The organism is Variovorax sp. W1I1 (assembly GCF_030815625.1).
In the GTDB taxonomy this organism is placed as follows: domain Bacteria; phylum Pseudomonadota; class Gammaproteobacteria; order Burkholderiales; family Burkholderiaceae_C; genus Variovorax; species Variovorax paradoxus_C.
Window position 1 is genome coordinate 4,755,078 of sequence record NZ_JAUSWZ010000001.1, and the last position, 20,602, is coordinate 4,775,679.

At 65.6% G+C, this 20,602-nt stretch carries 19 protein-coding genes; 3 read left to right on the plus strand and 16 right to left on the minus strand.

Features of this window, described 5'->3' with window-relative positions:
• Positions 1-41: 41 nt before the first annotated feature.
• From QFZ83_RS22360 to QFZ83_RS22410, 11 genes are read right to left on the minus strand one after another with little or no spacing between them, the layout of a single operon-like run.
• Positions 42-926 (minus strand): SAM-dependent methyltransferase, encoded by an 885-nt coding sequence (locus tag QFZ83_RS22360; RefSeq protein WP_013539697.1) that lies wholly within the window; start codon positions 924-926, stop codon positions 42-44.
• Positions 923-1,498 (minus strand): DUF1415 domain-containing protein, encoded by a 576-nt coding sequence (locus QFZ83_RS22365; RefSeq protein WP_307510171.1) that lies wholly within the window; start codon positions 1,496-1,498, stop codon positions 923-925. The genes QFZ83_RS22360 and QFZ83_RS22365 overlap by 4 nt, the downstream gene beginning before the upstream one ends.
• Entirely contained in the window at positions 1,495-2,751 is a 1,257-nt protein-coding gene (locus QFZ83_RS22370; protein WP_307510173.1) for a CynX/NimT family MFS transporter, read from the minus strand. The genes QFZ83_RS22365 and QFZ83_RS22370 overlap by 4 nt, the downstream gene beginning before the upstream one ends.
• The gene (locus QFZ83_RS22375; protein ID WP_307512796.1) at positions 2,748-3,878 is read right to left on the minus strand and encodes a deoxyguanosinetriphosphate triphosphohydrolase; all 1,131 of its coding nucleotides are present in this window, start codon (positions 3,876-3,878) and stop codon (positions 2,748-2,750) included. The genes QFZ83_RS22370 and QFZ83_RS22375 overlap by 4 nt, the downstream gene beginning before the upstream one ends.
• Positions 3,875-4,984 carry a 3-dehydroquinate synthase gene (gene aroB / locus QFZ83_RS22380; protein ID WP_307510175.1) on the minus strand — a complete coding sequence of 370 codons (1,110 nt, stop codon included), beginning with the start codon at positions 4,982-4,984 and terminating at the stop codon, positions 3,875-3,877. Before aroB ends, QFZ83_RS22375 begins: the two co-directional genes overlap by 4 nt.
• A 34-nt stretch (positions 4,985-5,018) precedes the next feature.
• Positions 5,019-5,567 (minus strand): shikimate kinase, encoded by a 549-nt coding sequence (locus QFZ83_RS22385; protein ID WP_306880166.1) that lies wholly within the window; start codon positions 5,565-5,567, stop codon positions 5,019-5,021.
• 23 nt (positions 5,568-5,590) lie between these two features.
• Positions 5,591-7,747: a type IV pilus secretin PilQ gene (gene pilQ, locus QFZ83_RS22390; RefSeq protein WP_306880167.1), complete on the minus strand. Its 2,157-nt coding sequence runs from the start codon at positions 7,745-7,747 to the stop codon at positions 5,591-5,593.
• Positions 7,744-8,283 (minus strand): pilus assembly protein PilP, encoded by a 540-nt coding sequence (locus tag QFZ83_RS22395; protein ID WP_013539690.1) that lies wholly within the window; start codon positions 8,281-8,283, stop codon positions 7,744-7,746. The genes pilQ and QFZ83_RS22395 overlap by 4 nt, the downstream gene beginning before the upstream one ends.
• Positions 8,280-8,957 (minus strand): type 4a pilus biogenesis protein PilO, encoded by a 678-nt coding sequence (locus tag QFZ83_RS22400; protein WP_307510177.1) that lies wholly within the window; start codon positions 8,955-8,957, stop codon positions 8,280-8,282. Before QFZ83_RS22400 ends, QFZ83_RS22395 begins: the two co-directional genes overlap by 4 nt.
• Before the next feature lie 6 nt (positions 8,958-8,963).
• Entirely contained in the window at positions 8,964-9,584 is a 621-nt protein-coding gene (locus QFZ83_RS22405; RefSeq protein ID WP_013539688.1) for a PilN domain-containing protein, read from the minus strand.
• Positions 9,581-10,660: a pilus assembly protein PilM gene (locus QFZ83_RS22410; RefSeq protein ID WP_306880280.1), complete on the minus strand. Its 1,080-nt coding sequence runs from the start codon at positions 10,658-10,660 to the stop codon at positions 9,581-9,583. Before QFZ83_RS22410 ends, QFZ83_RS22405 begins: the two co-directional genes overlap by 4 nt.
• Positions 10,661-10,899: 239 nt before the next feature.
• Between QFZ83_RS22410 and QFZ83_RS22415 the strand changes: the two genes are divergently transcribed.
• Positions 10,900-13,311 carry a penicillin-binding protein 1A gene (locus tag QFZ83_RS22415; RefSeq protein ID WP_307510179.1) on the plus strand — a complete coding sequence of 804 codons (2,412 nt, stop codon included), beginning with the start codon at positions 10,900-10,902 and terminating at the stop codon, positions 13,309-13,311.
• Between the two features lie 10 nt (positions 13,312-13,321).
• Here the strand turns inward: QFZ83_RS22415 and cyaY are convergent, their stop codons facing one another.
• Entirely contained in the window at positions 13,322-13,654 is a 333-nt protein-coding gene (gene cyaY / locus QFZ83_RS22420; protein ID WP_307510182.1) for an iron donor protein CyaY, read from the minus strand.
• 12 nt (positions 13,655-13,666) lie between these two features.
• Between cyaY and QFZ83_RS22425 the strand changes: the two genes are divergently transcribed.
• Together QFZ83_RS22425 and lysA are read left to right on the plus strand one after the other, a co-directional pair.
• A complete protein-coding gene (locus QFZ83_RS22425) occupies positions 13,667-13,936 on the plus strand; it encodes a lipoprotein (protein WP_013539684.1) in 270 nt (89 codons plus the stop codon).
• Positions 13,936-15,204: a diaminopimelate decarboxylase gene (lysA, locus tag QFZ83_RS22430; RefSeq protein ID WP_307510183.1), complete on the plus strand. Its 1,269-nt coding sequence runs from the start codon at positions 13,936-13,938 to the stop codon at positions 15,202-15,204. The genes QFZ83_RS22425 and lysA overlap by 1 nt, the downstream gene beginning before the upstream one ends.
• On the opposite strand, the gene QFZ83_RS22435 is transcribed toward lysA, so the two are convergent.
• The 4 genes from QFZ83_RS22435 to QFZ83_RS22450 form a co-directional block, all read right to left on the minus strand.
• On the minus strand, positions 15,205-15,864 hold the full coding sequence (locus QFZ83_RS22435; protein ID WP_307510186.1) for a sulfite oxidase heme-binding subunit YedZ: 660 nt from the start codon (positions 15,862-15,864) through the stop codon (positions 15,205-15,207). It lies immediately after the preceding gene.
• A 46-nt stretch (positions 15,865-15,910) separates the two neighbouring features.
• Positions 15,911-16,924 (minus strand): protein-methionine-sulfoxide reductase catalytic subunit MsrP, encoded by a 1,014-nt coding sequence (msrP, locus tag QFZ83_RS22440; RefSeq protein ID WP_307510189.1) that lies wholly within the window; start codon positions 16,922-16,924, stop codon positions 15,911-15,913.
• Between the two features lie 116 nt (positions 16,925-17,040).
• The gene (gene ccsB, locus QFZ83_RS22445; protein ID WP_042579063.1) at positions 17,041-18,357 is read right to left on the minus strand and encodes a c-type cytochrome biogenesis protein CcsB; all 1,317 of its coding nucleotides are present in this window, start codon (positions 18,355-18,357) and stop codon (positions 17,041-17,043) included.
• On the minus strand, positions 18,354-20,525 hold the full coding sequence (locus QFZ83_RS22450) for a cytochrome c biogenesis protein ResB (protein ID WP_307510191.1): 2,172 nt from the start codon (positions 20,523-20,525) through the stop codon (positions 18,354-18,356). The genes ccsB and QFZ83_RS22450 overlap by 4 nt, the downstream gene beginning before the upstream one ends.
• Between the last annotated feature and the right edge of the window lie 77 nt (positions 20,526-20,602).

The following is a 20,602-nucleotide window of genomic DNA, read 5'->3' on the forward strand; positions in this document are numbered from 1 at the left end:
AAGCCGCGCACGGCGGCATCGGCCAGCAAGCGCTCAGCCTCTCAGGCCAGACGAAACCGCGTATCGCCCAGTGCGTCGAGCCCGAACTGCGACAGCAATTCGCCCAATCGCGTCGCCGCGCTCGCCTTGCGCTGGCCGGTGTAGCGCGCCAGGATCAGCTCGTTCTTCATGCTGTGCTCCCAACCGACCAGTTCGGTGACAGTGACGCTATAGCCGTTGGCTTCGAGGTACAGGCAGCGCAGCACGTTGGTGAGCTGGCTGCCGATCTCGCGCGTGTGCAACGGATGGCGCCAGAGCTCCGCAAGCGGGGTGCGCGACAGGGCCAGCGCCTTGGTTTCGCGCAGGCACGCGGCCACTTCCGCCTGGCAGCACGGCACCAGCACCATGCAGCGCGCCTTCTTCGCGAGGCCGAAGGCAATGGCGTCGTCGGTCGCGGTGTCGCAGGCATGCAGCGCGGTGACCACATCGATCTGCGCCGGCAGCTCGCTCGCATTCGCCGATTCGGCCACCGTGAGGTTCAAGAACGACATGCGGCCGAAGCCCAGGTGCTCAGCCAGCTTGCGCGAGCGCTCGACCAGTTCGGCGCGCGTCTCGATGCCGTAGACATGCCCGCCCTGGCGTGCCCGGAAGAACAGGTCGTAGATAATGAAACCGAGGTACGACTTGCCCGCGCCGTGGTCGGCCAGCGTGGCCTCGGCGCCCTCGCCCGGCAGCTCGCGAAGCAGCTGCTCGATGAACTGGAACAGGTGATAGACCTGCTTGAGCTTGCGCCGCGAGTCCTGGTTGAGCCGCCCCTCGCGCGTGAGGATGTGCAGCTCCTTGAGCAGTTCGATGGACTGCCCGGGGCGCAAAACCTCGGTCAATTCAGCGTCGGCCTTGGCGGCCTTGTTCGTCTTCGTGGCCTTGGCGGCAGTGTGTGCGTTCATGGTCGGGCACTCCCTGGTCCCACGTCGAGTGCCGCCCAGCCCTCGGGGCCCAGCGCTTCGAGCGTCTCGATGTTGCGTTCGAAGATGGCTTCGGCTTCCGGGAACGCCTCGACCGCGCGGCTCACGCTGTCCTCGCGCAGCAGGTGCAGCGTGGGGTACGGCGCGCGGTTGGTCGCGTTCTCGATGTCGTCCGGCTCGGTGCCCGCGAACTGGAACTGCGGGTGAAAGCTCGCGAGCTGGAACACGCCATCGAAACCCGCTCGAGAGAGCTTGCGTTCGGCGCGGCCGAGAAAATCGTTGAAGTCCAGAAAATCCGCCAAGGTGTTGGGTGCGATCAAAAGGGTGGTGTCGCGCACGGCGGCGTCGAGGGCTTCGAGTTCGTTGGCTTCGGCAAGAAGCGCGTCCATCAGCCCGGTTTCGTCGGCCGGCGGGTGCACGGCGTAGTGGATCTGCGCCTTCACATGCACCGCCTTGGCGAACGGGCACAGGTTGAGGCCGATGACCGCTCGCTCGAGCCAGCGCCGCGTGTCGGCTTCGGCTTGAAAGGCGTCGATTGTCGCTGGGCCGCTCATGCCACCTCCGCGGGAGGGCGAATTCGCCCCAGCTTCCGGGCGATCGCCATGCCGGCCAGCGAGCAGGCCAGCGTGGCCGCCCAGGTCCAGTGCCAGCCGCCAACGCGGTGCGCTACCCATGCCACCGCCGGGGGCGCAAGGAACTGCCCGAGTGACGAAGCCTGCTGCATCAGCCCCACCGTCGTGGAAACCGTGGTCGAACTGGGTGCCAGCCGCACGCCGAGCAGGAACAGCGTGGCCGGCACCATGCCGCCGCCGAGCGAGAAGGCGCAAACCGCGGCGTAGCGAAGCGCAGGCGGCAAACCCAGTGCGTCCGCGCCCTGCCCCACTTGGGCAAACGCGGCCACGCCACCCAGCGCCATCGCCAGGAAGCCCCATTGCAGCAACCGTTCGGGCGCTACGCCACGCTGCAGCCAGCGGCCGCCCGCGACGTTGCCGACGATGTTCATTGCGGCCGCGATCGCGGTGAGCACCGCGTTCCAGCCGGCCGGCACGCCCGCGCCGGCGTAGATCGCGGGCAAGAAGCCGATCACGGCCATCCACTGCGCCGAATAGACGGCGAACGTCAGTGCGGTGAGCCAAGGTGCGCGCGCACCGACGGTGGAGCGCAGGCGCGATGCCCATCCTCCACTTGCACCGCCCGACGCGGCCGGACGCAGCCGGTCCGCAGGCACGGTCGACCACACCCAGAGCGCGGCGGCGGCAGAAACAATCGACAACGCCCACCACCAGTCGGCCCAGCCGCCCCAGGCGATCAACGCAGGCCCGAGCAGCAGCGCCAGGGCCACGCCGAGCGGCATGTAGGCGCCCCAGAGACCGAGCGCGGCCTTGTCGGCGCCCGACGGCGTCAGGGCTCGGATCAAGCCGGGCCCCGGCATCACCGCCAGCAGGAAACCGATGCCCTCGACCGCGCGCAGCACCAGCAACCACTGCACAGCGTGCGCGCCGCCGACAAGACCTGCACCGACCGCGCCGCCGAGCACGCTGGCCATCGTCAGCACCACAAGCCCCGTCAGCATGCTGCGGCGCAGGCCGATGCTGTCGGCCGCGAGTCCGGCTACGAGGCCCAGCGTCATGCTCGCCACCTGCACCAGCGACAGCAGGAATCCCGCCTCGACCAACCCGATGCCGAGCGACGCCTGCAGCGCCGGCACGGCGGGCGGCAGCTTGCCCAGGTGCAAGGCGGCACTGACGCCGCCGAGCATGACGGCGTAAGCCGCGAGCGGGACGCGCGGCGCGGGACTCGTACTCATGCGATGCCCCGCCGGCCGGTCAGCCGCTCGTGCTCGCGCATCGCGAAGCGGTCGGTCATGCCGGCGATGTAGTCGGCGACGGCCCGGTGACGATCGCGGCGGCCGGCATACGAATCAGGCATCTCGGCGTCGCGCTCGAGATAGGCATCGAACAACTCGCGCACGACCTGCTGGGCCTGGTCGGTGGTCTGCGTCACCTGCGGGTGGCGATAGAGGTTGCGGAACAGGAAGCGCTTGAGTTCGTCCGACTGGGACTGCATGGCTTCGCTGAAGGCGACGACAGGCGGCGCACGCCGCACGCCGTCCGCATCGGCGGGCGCCAGTGTTTGCAGCGCTGCGCGCGTGGCATCGATCACGTCGTAGACCTGCGCGCTCAGCATGCGCCGGATGGTCTCGTAGAGCACGCGGCGGCCCTGCAGGTCGGGATATTCGGACAGCGCCTCGCGGCGGTAGCGCTCGAAGAGTTCCACCTCGGCCAACTGCTCCACGCTGATGAGGCCCGAACGCACGCCGTCGTCGATGTCGTGGGCGTTGTACGCGATGGCGTCGGCGAGGTTGCAGAGTTGCGCCTCGAGGCCGGGCTGCGTGCGGTCGAGGAAGCGGCGTGCCACGCCGTTCGGCTCGGCCAATTCCAGGCGTTCGGCATTCGCGCGCGAGCAATGCTTGAGGATGCCTTCGCGGGTCTCGAAGCTGAGGTTCAGTCCGTCGTACTGCGGATAGCGATGCTCCAGTGCGTCCACCACGCGCAGGCTCTGCAGGTTGTGCTCGAAGCCGCCGTGCTCGGCCATGCATTCGTTCAGCGCATCCTGGCCGGCATGGCCGAAGGGCGTGTGGCCCAGGTCGTGCGCGAGGGCAATCGCCTCGACCAGGTCTTCATTCAGGCGCAAGGCGCGTGCGATCGAGCGGCCCAGCTGCGCGACCTCCAGCGAATGCGTGAGCCGCGTGCGGAACAGGTCGCCTTCGTGGTTCAGGAAAACCTGGGTCTTGTAGACCAGCCGGCGGAACGCCGTGGAATGCACGATGCGGTCACGGTCGCGCTGGAAGGCATCGCGCGTGGGCGCGGGCGGCTCGGCATGACGGCGGCCGCGCGACTGCGCGGGATGGCAGGCGAACGCCGCGAGGCTCATTCCACGCAGCACTGCGCGAGCACTTCGCGCACCAGTGCGTCGGGCGCGCTGCTGACCGCGGCGGAGCCGGGCTTGTCGATCACCACGAAACGGATTTCGCCGGCTTCGGATTTCTTGTCGACGCGCATCAGTTCCAGGTAGCGATCGGCACCCAGCGCCGGGCCAACGATCGGCAGGCCCGCGCGTTTGATTAGACGCGTGAGCCGTTCGACGAAGGCTGTGTCCACGCCGCCCAGCCGCTGCGACAGGTGCGCCGCCATGACCATGCCGCAACCGACCGCCTCGCCGTGCAGCCACTCGCCATATCCAAGCCCCGATTCGATCGCATGGCCAAAGGTGTGGCCGAAATTCAGGATGGCGCGCAGGCCCATCTCGCGCTCGTCCTGGCCGACCACCAGCGCCTTGATCTCGCAGCTGCGCTTGACGGCATAGGCCAGCGCAGCCGGATCGCGTGCGACCAGCGCATCGATGTTCGTCTCGATCCAGTCGAAGAAGGCCATGTCGTGGATCGGGCCGTACTTGATCACTTCGGCCAGCCCTGCGCTGAGTTCGCGCGGCGGCAGCGTCTGCAGCGTGCCCAGGTCGCAGACCACGAGCTGCGGTTGATAGAACGCGCCGATCATGTTCTTGCCCAGCGGATGGTTGATGGCAGTTTTACCGCCGACCGACGAATCGACCTGCGCCAGCAGTGTGGTCGGCACCTGGACGAAGGGCACGCCGCGCATGTAGCTCGCGGCGGCGAAGCCGGTCATGTCGCCCACCACGCCGCCGCCCAGGGCGAACAGCACGGTCTTGCGGTCGCTGCCGTGGCCCAGCAGCGCGTCGAAGATCAGGTTCAGGGTCTCCAGGTTCTTGTAGACCTCGCCGTCGGGAAGCTCGAGCAGGTGCACGGTGCGAAAGCGGTTCGCCAATGCGGTCCGAAGGGCCTTGGCGTAGAGCGGAGCGACCGTGGTGTTGCTGACGATCAGCGCGCTGGCCGCCGCGGGTGTGGCCGCGAAGCTCGCCGGATCGTCCAGCAAGCCGGCGCCGATCAGGATGGGGTAGCTGCGTTCGCCGAGCTGGATGTCGACGCGTTCTGGCGGTGCGGAAGGTGCGGGCAATGGCATGGCAGCGAGTTTAGGCGCTGCGGCCAAGCCGGACTCAGGAGGCGGGCTCTTCCGGATGGGCGCCCGGCACGACGATACCGGCCAGTTCGAGTTGCATCACGATGATGTTGACCAGCATGGCGATCGAGGGGCGGCCGGTGTCGACCACGTCGTGGGCCGTCTCGCGATACAGCGGGTCGCGTGCATCGTGCAGCTCACGAAGACGCCCGAGCGGATCGGCCACCTGCAAGAGCGGCCGCTTGACGTCGTGGCGCAGACGCCTGAACAGGTCTTCGGGGGAGGAGCGCAGGTAGATCACGTGGAAGTGATCCCGCAACTGGCTGCGGTTGGCTTCCCGCAGGACGGCACCGCCGCCAGTGGCCAGCACGCCTTGGGCGTTAGCAGCGAGATCCGCGATGACGGTCTGTTCGATATCCCGGAAGGCCACTTCGCCTTCGCGGTCGAAGTAGTCACGGATCGAGCAGCCGATGCGCTGTTCGATCACGTGATCGGTGTCGATGAATGGAGTGTTCAGCCGCGCCCCCAGGCGCCGGCCCACTGCGGATTTTCCGGCGCCGGGCAAGCCGACGAGTGCGACCGCCACGCGGTAGCTGCTACGCCCGCGCGTCAGCGCGCGGCGTTGCGGTCGGTAATCATCTTTGGAGTGATAAAGACGAGCATTTCAGTCTTGTTGGCAATGCGTTCGCGCTTGCGGAACAATGCCCCCATGTAGGGGATTTCACCCAGCACCGGCACGCGCGACTCGTCATTGGTTTCGGTGAGTTCGAAGATACCACCGATGACAACCGTGCCGCCGTTCTCCACCAGCACTTCGGTCTGCACGTGCTTGGTGTTGATGGCCGGACCCGCCGAAGTGTTCACGCCACGAGCGTCCTTGCTCACGTCTAGGGTCAAGATGATGTTGCCTTCGGGCGTGATCTGCGGAGTCACCTCGAGCTTCAGCACGGCCTTGCGGAAGGAGATGGAAGTCGCACCGCTGGACGTTGCTTGCTGATAAGGAATTTCTTCGCCCTGCTCGATCAGCGCCTTGGTCTGATCGGCCGTGATGACGCGGGGGCTGGAAACCAGCTTGCCCTTGCCGTCGGCTTCCAGTGCGGAGATTTCAAGGTTCAGCATGCGGGAGAAGCTCGAGTTGAACAGCGAGATCGCGAAAGCGCCGGCCGCAGTACCTGCTTGGCCTGCATCACCTGCCGGCAGGTTGACGAAGTTGGAATTGGTCCAGGTGGTGGAGGGAGTGCCGCCGGTGCTGCCAGTGCCCGTCACAGGCATGACACCCACTGTCCCGAATGCGCGATTGCCGGCCGAAGAGGCGATGCGCTCTCCCGCGATGCCGCCACCCAGGCGAACGCCGAGCGACTTGCCGAATGTGTCGGAAGCCTCCACGATCCGCGCTTCGATCAGCACCTGACGGACGGGAATGTCCAACTTCTGAATCAGTTCCGTCACCTGGGCCAGGCGCGATGGAATGTCAGACACGAACAACTGATTGGTTCGGGACTCTGCGATGACGCTGCCGCGAGGACTCAGGATGCGAGTGGTGGTGCCACTGCTTCCGCCGCCGCCCCCTCCGCCGCCGGCAGAAGCTCCAGTACCAGTCAACCCTTGCGCAATGGCAATGGCCTTTGTGTAGTTCAGCTGAAACGATTGCGTGCGCAGCGGCTCCAGATTCTCAATTGCGGCCTTGGCCTCGAATTCGAGCTTTTCCTTGGCGTTGATTTCATCCTTCGGCGCGATCCACAGCACGCTGCCGTTCTTGCGCATGCCCAGGTTCTTCGCCTGCATGATGATGTCCAGGGCTTGATCCCACGGCACATCCTTCAAACGCAGCGTCAGCGCGCCAGTCACCGAGTCCGAGGTCACGATGTTGAAGTTCGTGAAGTCGGCGATCACCTGCAGCAACGAGCGGATCTCGATGTTCTGGAAGTTCAGCGAGAGCTTCTCGCCGTTGTAGCCCACACCTTGCGTCAGCTTGGTCGGATCGACCTTGCGGGCGCGGACTTCCACCACGAACTGGTTTTCGCTCTGGTAGGCGCTGTGTTCCCAGTCGCCCTTGGCTTCGATCGTCATGCGCACGCGGTCGCCTGACTGCTGCGACGTGATCAGTTGAACCGGCGTTCCGAAATCACCCACATCGAGGCGGCGGCGCAGGCCCTCGGGCAGCGTCGACTTGGTGAACTCCACGACGAGGTTCTTGCCCTGCTGCTTGACGTCGACGCCCACCTGGTTGTTCGGCAAGTCGACGATCACGCGGCCCGTGCTGTCGGCACCGAGACGGAAATCGACATCGCGCAGGGGGAGCGTGTCGCGGTTGCGGTTCTCCGCGAACACGGTGGCCGACGAAGCTGCGAGCGCCGTTCCGGCGACCGGCTCAAGGATGACCAACAGCGACTTGCCCTGAATTTCGGTCTTGTAAGCCGTGGCTTGCTTCAGGTTCAGCACCACGCGGCTGCGCTCACCGGCTTGCACTACGTTCACCGAACGCAGGTTGCCCTGGTTCACCTCAATGGCAGAGCGCCCGATCGCATTCGTCACGCCCGGGAAGTCGAGCGCGATCCGCGCCGGCGTCTGGACGGCGAATCCGGCCGGCACCGCCGTGAGCGGCTTGGCGAGATCGATCCGGATCACCTCGGCGCCGGATTGGGTCGAGCTGGTCACAGCCTCGATCGCGTTTTGCGCATGGGCGACGGCAACTGCACCGAAGGCCAGCAGACCCAGCCCGGCGGCGCGCAGCCACTGTGCCATCGTTGATTTTTTTTGGTTCATTTCGCACTCTCTTGCAGCTGCAATGTCGCTACGCGTTCGATCCATTCACCGGCGGCGTCTTGCACGATTTCACGCAAGGCGACTTCGGTTTCGTTGATACGGGTAATGCGCCCGTAGTTGAGCCCCAGGTATTCGCCGACGCGCACCTTGTAGAGCAGCTTGTCGACACGAACCAGCGCCACCGGCTGGCCGTTGCGGTTCATGCTGCCGACCATGGCCATCGAGTCGAGCGGGAAGGCTTCCAGCGATTCCTTGCGGCGCGCCAGTTCGGGCGCGATCAGCTCCGAGGTGCTCGGCTGGTTCGATTCGCGGCGCAGCGCCTGCGTCAGCTTCAGGATGTTGAACGGCTCGAAAGACGAGCCTTCGGTATACGCCTGGGGCGTGAATTTCTTGGGCTCGGCAATCGGCGGCACCGAAGGCTTCACCTGGGCGCGCTGCTCGACCATCCAGCGCTGGAGGTCTTCCTGGCCTGAATCGCAGGCGCTCAGGCCCGCCGTGGCCAGCATGAGCCACAGGACTTTGCTTGCCACTCTCATTTCTTCGCCTTCGGCGCCGTGGCGCGTTTCTGGGCGGCCCGCTCGTCTTCATCGAGATAGCGGAAGGTGCGCGCGGTGGCGTCCATCGTCAGCACGTCCTTGTCCTTTTGCGGCGTGATCGTCACGTTGTTGAGCGTCACGATGCGCGAGAGGCTCGCGACGTCGGCGGCGAAAGCACCCATGTCGTGGTAACGCCCCGTCACGCGAACGGCAATCGGAAGCTCGGCGTAATAGTCCTTCACAGATATCGAACCGGGGCGGAACAGCTCGAACTGCAGGCTTCGCCCGAGCCCTGCCTGGTTGATGTCCGAGAGCAACGCGTCCATTTCGGCCTTGCTGGGCAGCTGCTTCTCAAGCAGGGTCACATATTGCTGCACCTGCTCGCGCTGCTTCTTCAGCAGATCGAGATTGGCTGCCTGCGCGACCTTCTTCTGGTAGTCGGCCTTGAGCGTCACTTCCTTGGCGCGCTCGCTCTCGAGCTGGTCATTGGAGTTGGTGAGCCACACGAACCACAGCGCCACGAGCACCAGCGCGGTCACGGCCAGGCACAAGGCATAGCGCGGCACTGCCGGCCACATCGACGGATCGTTCGGATTGAGTCCGCGGAACTGGTCGCCGGCGCTGCGCAGTACAGCGGCCATGTCTACTTTTTGGGAGGGGCGATTGCTTGCCATGATCGATTACCCCTTGGCCTGTGCCGCTGCAGCCAATGCCTTGTCGGCTGCGGCCTTCTGCGCATCGGTCGGCCGCTTCAAGCCGATCTTCATCGTGAAATTCGCGACGCGGCGCTGGTCGCGCTGGCTCAGATTGACCGTCGTCGAAGTGATTTCGACCAGCTCCGGCTTCACCAGCCACGGGCTGTTGTTGCCCAGATTGCGCAGCAGCTCGGACACGCGCTCGTTCGACTGCGCCATGCCTTGCAGCGTGACGGTCTGGTTGTCCTGCTTCATGGTGGTGAGGTAGACGCCGTCGGGCAGTTGCCGGACCAGCTCGTTGAGCAGGTGCACGGGCAGGTTGCGGTCGCCCTGCAGGTCTTCGACCGCCTGTTGACGCGCGCGCAGAGCCGCAATTTCTTCCTGCAGCGTCGAGATTTCCTTGATCTCGACTTCGAGCTTCTTGATCTCGGCCTGCAGGAAGCTGTTCTTCGATTGCTGGGTCGAAATTTGCGCCTCGAACCAGAGGTAACCGAGGCCTGCGATCAAGCCGCCCAGCAGCGCAGCGCCGCCGAGGGTTCCATAGAAAGCTTCGCGACGCCGCTTGCGTGCGGCTTCGCGGTGCGGAAGCAGATTGATGAGGATCACTGCAGGAATCTCCGCATGGCAAGGCCGCAAGAGGTCAGGTACGAAGGCGCTTCACGCCGCACCTTCTTCTCGCGGATGCTCGGCCCGAAGTCCATGCCGTCGAACGGATTGACGAGCGAGCAGGCAAAAGAGGTCTGACGGGTGACGGCACTGGTCAGGCCCGGCAGCGACGACGAACCGCCGGCCAACAGCACATAGTCGACCCGGTTGTGCGGCGTGCTGGTGAAGAAGAACTGCAGCGCACGTGCGATTTCCTGCGCGATGCTTTCCACGAAGGGCTTGAGCACGCCCGAGCCGTAGTCGTCGGGAAGGTCGCCGCTGCGCTTCTTGGCTTCGGCTTCTTCAGCGGAAAAGCCGTACTGGCGGACGATCAGCTGGGTCAACTGCGCACCACCGAAGGCCTGGTCGCGGTCATACAGCACCTCCTGGTTACGCAGCACCTGCATGCTGGTGGTGAAGGCGCCGACTTCGAACAGCGCCACGATCGAATCCACGCCCTTGCCGGGCAGCTGCTCGATCAGGCGCGCGGTCGCGAGGCGCGAGGCATAGGACTCGACGTCCAGGATCATGGCCTTCAGCCCGGCCGCTTCGGCCAGGCCTTCGCGGTCCTGGACCTTTTCCTTGCGGGAGGCGGCGATCAGCACTTCCACATCGCCGGCGGACGTGGTGCTGGGGCCCGTGACGCAGAAGTCGAGACTCACCTCGTCCAGCGAGAAGGGAATGTATTGGTTGGCTTCGGACTCGACCTGGATCTCGAGTTCCTGCTCGCTCATGCCACCGGGAAGAATGATCTTCTTGGTGATCACCGCAGAAGGCGGCAGCGCGAGCGCGACGTTGCGCGTCTTGGTGCCGCTCTTGCGCACGACGCGCCGGACAGCCTCGGCCACCTCGTCGAACTTCTCGACGTTGCCGTCGGTGATCCAACCGCGTTCCAGGGGTTCGATGGCACAGCGCTCCAGAACCAGCTTGCCGCTGGCCTCACGGCCGAGCTCTACCAGCTTGACGCTGGACGAACTGACATCCAGCCCAAGCAAGGGGGCGTTTTGACGACGAAACAATGATCCAAGAGCAGCCAAGTTAGGTCCCTCTCCCCCTGTATTTGTAACCAATGGAAAAATATGCGTTCGGTTGCACTCTAGCAGCAGGCGTTGTACCAACCAAGCAACCAAGGGGGGCAAAACGGCAAAACGTTGTCAAAACCTGACGTCAAAGCCGCATTCTGTAACTTTCGAATTAGGACTGTGCGAGACAGCAAAGATCGAACCGCGGCCGAAGGGACGGCTTTTTATAATGTCGGGTGACTCTCCGGGCCCTCATGCAAGAAACTTCACGCCCCAAAGGGCCAGCCAAGACCCCTCCTTCCGCACGCCCAGCCTGGCTCAAATGGCTGCTGCGCTTCGTGTTCTGGGGGTTCGGCATTGCCGCGGCCGGTGTGCTGTCGGTCCTCTGTGTGGTCGCGGTGGCGCTGGCTGTCGCTTATCCGAACCTGCCGGACATCTCGGAACTCTCCGACTACCGGCCCAAGCTGCCGCTGCGGGTTTTTTCCGCCGAAGGCACGCTGATCGGCGAGTTCGGCGAAGAGCGCCGCAACCTCACGCCGATCGCCGCCATTCCCAAGGTGGTGAAGGACGCGGTGCTCGCCGCCGAGGACGCGCGCTTCTATGACCACGGCGGCGTCGACTACAAGGGCATGGTTCGCGCTGGCCTTGCCAACCTGAACCGCGTGAAGAGCCAGGGCGCCTCGACCATCACGATGCAGGTGGCGCGCAATGTCTACCTGAGTTCCGAGAAGACGCTGACCCGCAAGGTCTACGAGGTGCTGCTGACCTTCAAGCTGGAGCACCTGCTCAGCAAGGACCAGATCTTCGAGATCTACCTGAACCAGATCTACCTGGGCAATCGCGCCTACGGTTTCGCCGCCGCGTCGGAAGCGTATTTCGGCAAACCGCTGCAGGACCTGACGATCGCGGAAGCCGCCATGCTGGCCGGCCTGCCGAAGGCGCCGGGCGCGAACAACCCGGTCAACAACCCGCAGCGCGCGCGCGGCCGCCAGTTCTATGTGATCGATCGCATGCAGGAAGCCGGCTTCATCACCGCCGAGCAGGCGGCCGAAGCCAAGAAGGAAGAACTGCACCTGCGCGACGCTGCCGATCCGAACCGCCTGCACGCCGAGTACGTCGCCGAAACCGTGCGCCAGCTCATGTATGCGCAGTACGGCGACAGCACCTACACGCGCGGCCTGAAGGTCTACACCTCGCTGGTCGCTGCCGACCAGGCGGCTGCCTACAAGGCGCTGCGCAAGGGCATCATGGATTACGAGCGCCGCCAGATCTACCGTGGCCCCGAGAAGTTCGTCGACCTGCCCAACGACCCCAAGGACCTGGACGAAGCCGTCGACGACGCGCTGACCGACCATCCGGACAACGGCGATGTCATGGCGGCCGTGGTGCTCAAGGCCAATGCCAAGGAAATCAATGCGGTGCGCGGCAACGGCGATCCGGTGCAGATCACTGGCGAAGGCCTCAAGCCGGCGCAGTCCGGGCTCTCCGACAAGGCGCCGCCCAACATCAAGATCCGCCGCGGCGCGGTGATCCGCGTGGTGAAGACGCCCAAGAACACCTGGGAAATCACGCAGTTGCCCGAGGTGGAAGGCGCGTTCATCGCCATGGACCCACGCGACGGCGCCATCAAGGCGCTGGTCGGCGGTTTCGATTTCGGCAAGAACAAGTTCAACCACGTCACGCAGGCCTGGCGCCAGCCGGGATCGAGCTTCAAGCCGTTCATCTACTCGGCGGCGCTCGAGAAGGGCTTCACTCCCGCGACCGTCATCAACGACGGCCCGCTCTTCTTCGATGCCGGCACCACCGGCGGCCAGCCCTGGGAGCCGAAGAACTACGGCGGCGGCTACGACGGCCCGATGTCGATGCGCACGGCGCTCATGAAGTCGAAGAACCTGGTGTCGATCCGCATCCTGCAGTCCATCGGCACGCGCTATGCGCAGGACTGGATCACCAACTTCGGCTTCGACAAGGACAAGCACCCCGCCTACCTGCCCATGGCGCTGGGCGCAGGGGCCGTCACCCCGATGCAGATGGCGGTGGGCTACTCGGTCTTTGCCAATGGCGGGTACCGCGTCAATCCGTACCTCGTGACCCGCATCACCGACCACAAGGACAAGCTCCTGGTCGACAAGCAGCCCTCGCTGCTCAACGAGGCGAACCGTGCCATTCCCCAGCGCAACGCCTTCATCATGGACACGCTGCTCAATTCCGTGGCTCGCGCCGGCACCGCCGCGAAGGCACAGGCCATGCTCAAGCGTGTCGACCTCTACGGCAAGACCGGCACCACCAACGACTCGCTCGATGCGTGGTTCGCGGGCTTCCAGCCCACGATGACAGCCATCTCATGGATCGGCTACGACACGCCGCGCAACTTGGGCGACCGCGAAACCGGCGGCGGCCTGAGCCTGCCGATCTGGATCAACTACATGGAAACCGCCCTCAAGGGCGTGCCCGTGACCGACCTGTCGACCACGCCGCCTTCGGGCATCGTGAACGTCGGTGGCGAGTGGTACTACGACGACTACGCGCCGGGCCGCGGTGTCGCGACACTCGGCGTGGAAGCTGCCGCGCCCGTCGCACCGGTCGAGGCCCTGACCGGCGCGCCGGTGAGCCCGCCGGCACCGCCGGAGGAGCGCAACCGCATCCTCGATCTGTTCCGGAACTGACGACAGCGAATCAGGCGGCCGCGAATTTCAGCGGCTGGCCTGCCTGCAGCGTGGCTTCGCGCGAGAGATTGCCGAAGAACTCCTCGCCCGTCTTGGTGTCGACCCAGGCCTGGCCGTCGTGCCGGTAGTGATAGCCACCGGACCGGGCGGCCAGCCAGATCTCCTGCAGCGGCTTCTGCAGGTTCACGATCAGCTGGCTCCCGTTCTGGAAGGAAATCGTGATCATCCCGCCCACCCGCTGGTTGTCGAGATCGGCGTCGGTCGCGTCGTTGATGCGATCGCAGGCTCGCTCGATCGCAGCAAGCGCGGCTTCGGCGCGGTCCATGTACTCGGTGTCGGTCATTACAATTTCGCTATGTTGAATGTTCGCCAAATTCTAGTGACCGCCCGCGGCCGCACTGTGCTCATGGTTTGCATCGCCGCTGCGGCCGCCGGGCTCGCAGCCTGCGGCCAGCGCGGCGCGTTGTACCTGCCGAACGATCCGGCAGCGGCCCAGCGGGCCACCTTGCCACAGTTGATCACCCCCGGCGACTCCAGCGCGTCTTCCAGCCAAGCGGCACCCAAGCCTGCCGCCGCCAGCAGCGCGCCGGCCGCAGCCACCACCGGCAACGGAGCGCCCAAGTGATGAACGCCTCCCTCCCCGGCCATCCCCATATTGCCCACCGCGACGGCGCCCTTCATGTCGAGGGGCTGGCCCTCGACGCCTTGGCGCGCGAACACGGCACGCCGCTGTTCGTTTATTCGAAGCAATGGATGCTCGACGCGCTGGCCGCCTACCAGCGCGGCTTCGAAGGCCGAGACGCCCTGATCTGCTACGCGATGAAGGCCAACTCGTCGCTCGGCGTGCTGCGCGTGTTCGCCGAAGCGGGCTGCGGCTTCGACATCGTCTCGGGCGGCGAGCTTGCCCGCGTGCTGGCTGTAGGCGCCGATCCGAAGAAGATCATCTTCTCGGGCGTCGGCAAGACCCGCGCGGAAATGCGCCAGGCCCTCGCGGCCGGCATTGCCTGCTTCAACGTCGAGAGCGAGGCCGAGCTCGACGTGCTGAACGAAGTGGCGCTGGCCGAAGGCAGCCGCGCGCCGATCAGCATCCGCATCAATCCGAACGTCGATCCGAAGACGCATCCCTACATTTCCACCGGTCTCAAGGGCAACAAGTTCGGCATTGCGCATGACCGCGCTGTCGAGGCTTATCGCCATGCCGCCAGGCTGCCGGGCCTCGAGGTGGTCGGCATCGATTGCCACATCGGTTCGCAGATCACCGAAGCCTCGCCCTACCTCGATGCCTGCGACCGCATCCTCGACTTGGTCGAGGCGATCGAGGCGGCCGGCGTGCCGATCCATCACCTCGACTTCGGCGGCGGCCTGGGCATCGACTACAACGGCGAAGTGCCGCCCAAGGCCGATGACCTCTGGCAGCAGTTGCTTGCAAAGCTCGACGCACGTGGCTTCGGCGCGCGCAAGCTCGTCATCGAACCCGGCCGCTCGCTGGTCGGCAACGCGGGCGTGTGCGTGACCGAAGTGCTCTACACCAAGCCCGGCGAAGACAAGAATTTCTGCATCGTCGATGCGGCAATGAACGACCTGCCGCGCCCCGCGATGTACCAGGCCTTCCAGAAGATCGTGCCGCTGCGCATCCGCACCGGCGAGGCACCGACCTACGACGTGGTCGGCCCGGTCTGCGAAAGCGGCGACTGGATCGGCCGCGATCGCGCGCTCAACGTGCTGGCTGGCGATCTGCTCGGCGTGCTGTCGGCGGGCGCGTACTGCATGAGCATGTCCAGCAACTACAACACGCGTCCGCGTGCAGCCGAAGTGCTGGTGAGCGGCCAGAGCGCCGCGCTGATCCGTCGCCGCGAGACGATGGAAGACCAGCTGCGCAACGAACTGGTCTGACTAGCTGGTGCTGCGCAGCGGCTTCTCGCCGCCGCGCGCACCCGCAGGTACCTTCTTCGCCTTCCGCTTGCTCGCGTAGTTCAGCACGCGCCATCCCAGCAGCACCGCGATGATCGCGGCGTAGACGAACACTTCCGCAAAGTTGTTCTTGCCCGCCCGCATCCAGAAGAAGTGCAGCAGGCCCAGGCCGGCGATCACGTACACCAGCTTGTGCAGCATCTGCCAGCGCTTCGCCCCCATCGCCTTGATCGCACGATTGAACGAGGTGGCCGCGAGCGGTGTCAGCAACACGAAGGCCGAGAAGCCCACCAGGATGAACGGCCGCTTGGCGATGTCCTTGGCGATCTCGCCCCATTCGAAGCCCATGTCGAACCCGCTGTAGCACAAGAGGTGCAGCACCACGTAGAAGTACGCGAAGAGGCCCAGCATGCGGCGAAAGCGCGCAAGCGCGTTCCATTTGCTGATGACGCGCAGCGGCGTCACCGCCAGCACGATGCAGATGAAGCGCAGCGTCCAGTCGCCGGTCGCGCGGATCAGGTACTCCTGAGGGTTGGGTCCCAATTCCCCAACGACCACGCCGTATGCCAGCCACGCGAACGGCAGCAGGCACAGCACAAAGACGAGGGGCTTGGCGGCGGGATGGAGCAGCAGCTTGTTCATGGCGTTCGGGTCGCGCCCCCGCGGGCAGCAGGGGTGCGCGCCCGCCTCAGTAGTTCTTCTTCAGGTCCATGCCCGCGTACAACTGGCCGACCTGCGCTTCATAGCCGTTGAACAGCAGCGTCTTGTTGCGCTTGGCGAAGAGGCCACCGCCGTCGCCGATGCGGCGCTCGGTCGCCTGGCTCCAGCGCGGGTGGTCGACGTTCGGGTTCACGTTCGAATAGAAGCCGTATTCCTGCGCCGCCGCCTTGTTCCAGGCGGTGCTCGGCTCTTTTTCGACGAAGCGGATCTTCACGATCGACTTGGCCGACTTGAAGCCGTACTTCCATGGCACCACGAGGCGCACCGGCGCGCCGTTCTGGTTGGGCAGCACCTCGCCGTACATGCCGAAGGCCAGCAGCGTGAGCGGATGCATCGCCTCGTCCATGCGCAGGCCCTCGGTGTAGGGCCAGTCGAGCACGCGCGAACCGACAAAGGGCATGGTCTTCGGATCGGCCAGCGTCACGAACTCGATGAACTTGGCGTTGCCCTGCGGCTCGACCTTCTTGATGAGCTCGGCCAGCGAATAGCCGATCCACGGAATCACCATCGACCAGCCCTCGACACAGCGCAGGCGGTAGATGCGCTCTTCCTGCGCGCTGAGCTTGAGCAGGTCCTCGATGCCGTACTTGCCCGGCTTCTTGACCAGGCCCTCGACCTCGACGGTCCATGGGCGAGTCTTCAGCGTGCCGGCGTTCTTGACCGGATCGCCCTTGTCGGTGCCGAACTCGTAGAAGTTGTTGTAGCTCGACGCGTCCTTGTAGTCGGTGAGCTTGTCCATGGTCTGCGCGCCGGGCACCGTCGATTTGATGGCGGGCAGCAGCGCCAGCTTGTGCGGGCCGGTCGCCTGGGCGAAGGCCTCGCGTCCTGCAAAGCTGGCCAGTGCCGCACCGGCCGCGCCCGTGGCCATCAGCTTGAGCAGGTCGCGCCGGCCTTCGTAGGCGGCGCGCGGCGTGATTTCGCTCGACAGCGGATGGATGAAGCCGCTGGTGTCGCGGCGGTGCGAGCGGGAATGGAACGACATGACAGGCCTTTCGCGTGAATCGTTGGTCTCAGGGTAGTTCGTGAGCCGCCCCGATTTGGTTACGCGCCAGCGCGGCGCGTGGTTTCAATTCTTCGCGAAAGGCCGAGGGCCTGCGCCTACAGGGTGCCGTAGCTGTGCAGCCCGCTCAGGAACATGTTGACGCCCAGGAAGGCGAAGGTGGTCACCGCCAGCCCGCCCAGGGCCCACCACGCGGCCACCGTGCCGCGCAGGCCCTTCACGAGCCGCATGTGCAGCCAGGCCGCGTAGTTGAGCCAGACGATCAGCGCCCAGGTTTCCTTCGGGTCCCAGCTCCAATAGCCGCCCCAGGCATCGGCGGCCCACAGGGCGCCGAGCACGGTGGCGATGGTGAAGAAGGCGAAGCCGACGGTGATCGACTTGTACATGACGTCGTCGAGCACCTCGTTGGCGGGCAGGCGCGCCGCGATGCGCTTGCGCCCGAGCAGGATGCCCGCGGCGATCAGCGCCGAGATGCCCGCGTAGATCACCCAATAGCTGCCACCGGCTTCCTGCACGCGCTGCCGGAAAGCCACCGGCACGAAGCACAGCGCCACGCCCAGGAGCCAGATCGGCGTGAGCTTGTACCAGCGGGTCTCGGTGGCCTGTTCCTTGATGAGGTAGGCGAACGCGACCATGGCCGCGAGCGCGAAGGTGCCGTAGCCGATGAAGTTGGCGGGCACATGCAGCTTCATCCACCAGCTCTGCAGGGCCGGCACCAGCGGCTGGATTTCATGCGCCTCGCGCACGATCGTGTACCAGAGCAGAAAGCCGACCGCGGCGCTCACCACCAGCATCACGAAGGCGCCGAGCGCGCGCGTGTTGTAGCGCTCTTCGAAGTAGAGGTAGAACGCGGCGGTCAGCCAGCAGAACAGCACGAACACCTCGTACAGGTTGCTCACCGGGATGTGGCCGATGTCCGGGCCAAGCTGGTGGCTCTCGTACCAGCGCACCATGGTGCCGATCAGCGCCATCGTCACTGCCGCCCAAGCCAGGCGCGAGCCGATCGCATCGAAGGTGTCTGCCTGCTTGCCACCGAAGAAGCCGAGCCAGTAGAACACCGTGCTCATGAAGAACAGCACGCTCATCCAGAGGATGGCCGACTGGCTCGAGAGGAAGTACTTGAGCCAGAACACCGAGTCGGCGCGCGCCAGGTCACCCTGGTAGGAGGTGATCGCCAGCAGCGAGGCCGCGGCCACCACGATCGCCAGCACCCGCAGCGGGCGCCAGAACCAGCCGATGGAAATCATCGCGATCACCGCGGCGGCGAGGATCGGCTTCTCGTAGTAGTCCATCGACCCCGCATAGCGGGTGAACGCGAACAGCCCGCCCGCCAGCACCAGCGCCGCGAACACCCAGTCGAACAGGTTCCGGCGCGAGAGCCAGCTTTCATTGAGCGTGAGGGTCGTGGTGTTCATGGTGTCTCTGGTTCTCTTTTGTTCAACGCGAGCAGCTTGTGCTTGAGATGCTCGAATTCGCGGTCGCTGTCGATCGTCTTGCGGTTGACCGAGAAGGCCATCGTGGCGGCCGTGGCGTTGTCTCCGGAAGCCGCTCCATCGGGCGTGAGCCACACCCAGAGGCGCCGCTCGCGCACGTACAGCATGGCAAAAATCCCGACGATCAGCAACAGACACCCGAGATAGACGACGTTCTTCCCAGGGGCGCGCGCCACCTGGAACACGCTGGCCTGCACCTGGGTGAAGTCGGTCATCACCATCGCGACCGGCGCCGGGTAGAAGTGCGCATCGCTGATGGCCAGCACCGCCTGGGTGAGGTAGGCCTGCGATTTGTCGTCGCTCGGCACGGCCGCGAGGCCGGCGCCTTCGCGGCTCAGGTTGAGCACTTCGAACAGCACGTCGTTGAGGATGCGCACCAGCACCGCGCCGGCGCGTTCGCGTTCGGCCTCCGGCACGTTGACTTCCATGAATTCGGCGATCGCCTGCCAGCCGCCGGCCGTCGTGGCATCGGCACGGGCGCGTTCGCTTCCCGAGAACAGCGCGAGGGCCCGGGTGGCCGACACGCGCAGCTGCTCGGCCATTTCGGGCCGCTTCGGATCGGTCGCCTTGGCGATGTAGCGCTCGATGGCGCGCGCGCGGGCGTCGGGGTCTGCAAGCGCGGTGCGCATGCGCACGAAGCCGTCCATGGAGCCCTGCTCGTCGGCCGGCACGCGCAGGTAGCGGAACGGGTCTTCGGGCTTCTCGCGCATGCCCAGCAGGAACACCGGCTGGCCGTCGCCGGTGTCCACCGGCACCATGTAGTTCTGGTATTCCCGCGCCTGGCCGGCCGCGTCGCGCAGCTTGTAGCCGATGCTCGGACCGATGTTGCGCAGCACCTTGGGTTTGTTGGTCTTGTTGGCCGCGCCCAGGCGCGACTCGAGGCTGTGACGCAGGTCGACCTTGCGCACATCGGCACCGCTTCCCATCGCGCCGCCATCGGCGAAGTTCTCGACGTTGATCACCCGCAGCGCGGCGTATTCGAGCGTGAGCTTGTCCTTGCCGTTGGTGATCTCGGTGCTCGGGCCGCCGATGATCCCCTCGACCTCGAAGGGCTTGGCCGCGGCCGCCATCGGCACCGCCTTGAGCTTCACCTTGGAGCCGCCGTCGTCGAAGCTCGACTGGTAGATCTCCACGCCCTTGTAGCTCGCGGGATGGTTCACCTCGATGCGCGCCGGCACCTGCGCGCCGGTCTCGCGGTCGTGCAGCACCACCTCGCTCGCGAAGAGCTTGGGCATGCCCGTCGAGTAGTAGTCGACGATGAATTTCTTGAGCTCGATGGAGAACGGCAGCTCCTGCAGCAGCACGCCGTCGGCCTGGTTCAGGATCGCCACGCTGCCCTGCCCGCCCTCGGGCACGAGGATGTTGCCGCGGAAGGTCGGGTTGTTGACCGAGAGCCGGTGCTCGGGCGCCACGTCGGCGATCATGCCGCCGCCGGTGAACACGCTCTTGCCGTTGAACCAGGTCTGCGCGCGCACCACGAGGTCGCCGTCGAGCAGACCGCCGATGCACACCAGCACGATGGCGCTGTGCGCCGCGATGTAGCCCAGCTTGTGCGCGCCGCCCGCGCGCGCGGCAACCATCCAGCCGGCAGCGGCCTTGCCGTCGCCGGAGCCCTCGCGCTGCTGCAGCTTGACCTTCCAGCCGCCGCTCACCAGCAACTGGCCGATGCGGTTGGCGGCGGCATCCGGCGTTTCCGCCAGTGTGTTCTCGGCACGCTGGCCGAAAGCCTTCAGGCTCTGCGCGCGGATGTCTTCCTTGAAGGTCTTCAGGTCGATCAGGATGCGCGGCGTGTTGCGCGCGATGCACAGCGTGGTGCTGATCACCAGGAACAGCAGGATCAGCAGGAACCACCAGGCGCTGTAGATCGAATCGAGCCGCGCCGCGCGGAACAGCTCCGCCCAGAACGGCCCGAACTGGTTGATGTAGTTGTTGATCGGCTCGTGCTGCTTGATGACCGTGCCGATGATCGAGGCGATGCAGAGGACGGTGAGCAGCGCGATCGCGAAGCGCATCGACGAGAACAGCTCCACCGCCGCGCGAAGCACTTGCGGGCCGCGATGAACGCGAAGGCCATGGGTGGAGACTGACATCGGGTGGGGCGCTGGAAAAAGGGAAAAAAGCAAAAGGGCGGGCCATCCTCCTGGATCGGCCCGCCCTTTGTTTGGGA

Excerpts from the sequence above, each read along its gene's own strand:
- QFZ83_RS22370 (WP_307510173.1), bottom strand. The coding sequence starts at position 2,751 with ATGAGTACGAGTCCCGCGCCGCGCGTCCCGCTCGCGGCTTACGCCGTC.
- QFZ83_RS22415 (WP_307510179.1), top strand. The coding sequence starts at position 10,900 with ATGCAAGAAACTTCACGCCCCAAAGGGCCAGCCAAGACCCCTCCTTCC.
- QFZ83_RS22375 (WP_307512796.1), bottom strand. The coding sequence starts at position 3,878 with ATGAGCCTCGCGGCGTTCGCCTGCCATCCCGCGCAGTCGCGCGGCCGC.
- ccsB (WP_042579063.1), bottom strand. The coding sequence starts at position 18,357 with ATGAACACCACGACCCTCACGCTCAATGAAAGCTGGCTCTCGCGCCGG.
- QFZ83_RS22400 (WP_307510177.1), bottom strand. The coding sequence starts at position 8,957 with ATGGCAAGCAATCGCCCCTCCCAAAAAGTAGACATGGCCGCTGTACTG.
- QFZ83_RS22395 (WP_013539690.1), bottom strand. The coding sequence starts at position 8,283 with ATGAGAGTGGCAAGCAAAGTCCTGTGGCTCATGCTGGCCACGGCGGGC.
- cyaY (WP_307510182.1), bottom strand. The coding sequence starts at position 13,654 with ATGACCGACACCGAGTACATGGACCGCGCCGAAGCCGCGCTTGCTGCG.
- QFZ83_RS22360 (WP_013539697.1), bottom strand. The coding sequence starts at position 926 with ATGAACGCACACACTGCCGCCAAGGCCACGAAGACGAACAAGGCCGCC.
- QFZ83_RS22450 (WP_307510191.1), bottom strand. The coding sequence starts at position 20,525 with ATGTCAGTCTCCACCCATGGCCTTCGCGTTCATCGCGGCCCGCAAGTG.
- QFZ83_RS22425 (WP_013539684.1), top strand. The coding sequence starts at position 13,667 with ATGTTGAATGTTCGCCAAATTCTAGTGACCGCCCGCGGCCGCACTGTG.
- aroB (WP_307510175.1), bottom strand. The coding sequence starts at position 4,984 with ATGCCATTGCCCGCACCTTCCGCACCGCCAGAACGCGTCGACATCCAG.
- QFZ83_RS22365 (WP_307510171.1), bottom strand. The coding sequence starts at position 1,498 with ATGAGCGGCCCAGCGACAATCGACGCCTTTCAAGCCGAAGCCGACACG.
- QFZ83_RS22435 (WP_307510186.1), bottom strand. The coding sequence starts at position 15,864 with ATGAACAAGCTGCTGCTCCATCCCGCCGCCAAGCCCCTCGTCTTTGTG.
- msrP (WP_307510189.1), bottom strand. The coding sequence starts at position 16,924 with ATGTCGTTCCATTCCCGCTCGCACCGCCGCGACACCAGCGGCTTCATC.
- pilQ (WP_306880167.1), bottom strand. The coding sequence starts at position 7,747 with ATGAACCAAAAAAAATCAACGATGGCACAGTGGCTGCGCGCCGCCGGG.
- lysA (WP_307510183.1), top strand. The coding sequence starts at position 13,936 with ATGAACGCCTCCCTCCCCGGCCATCCCCATATTGCCCACCGCGACGGC.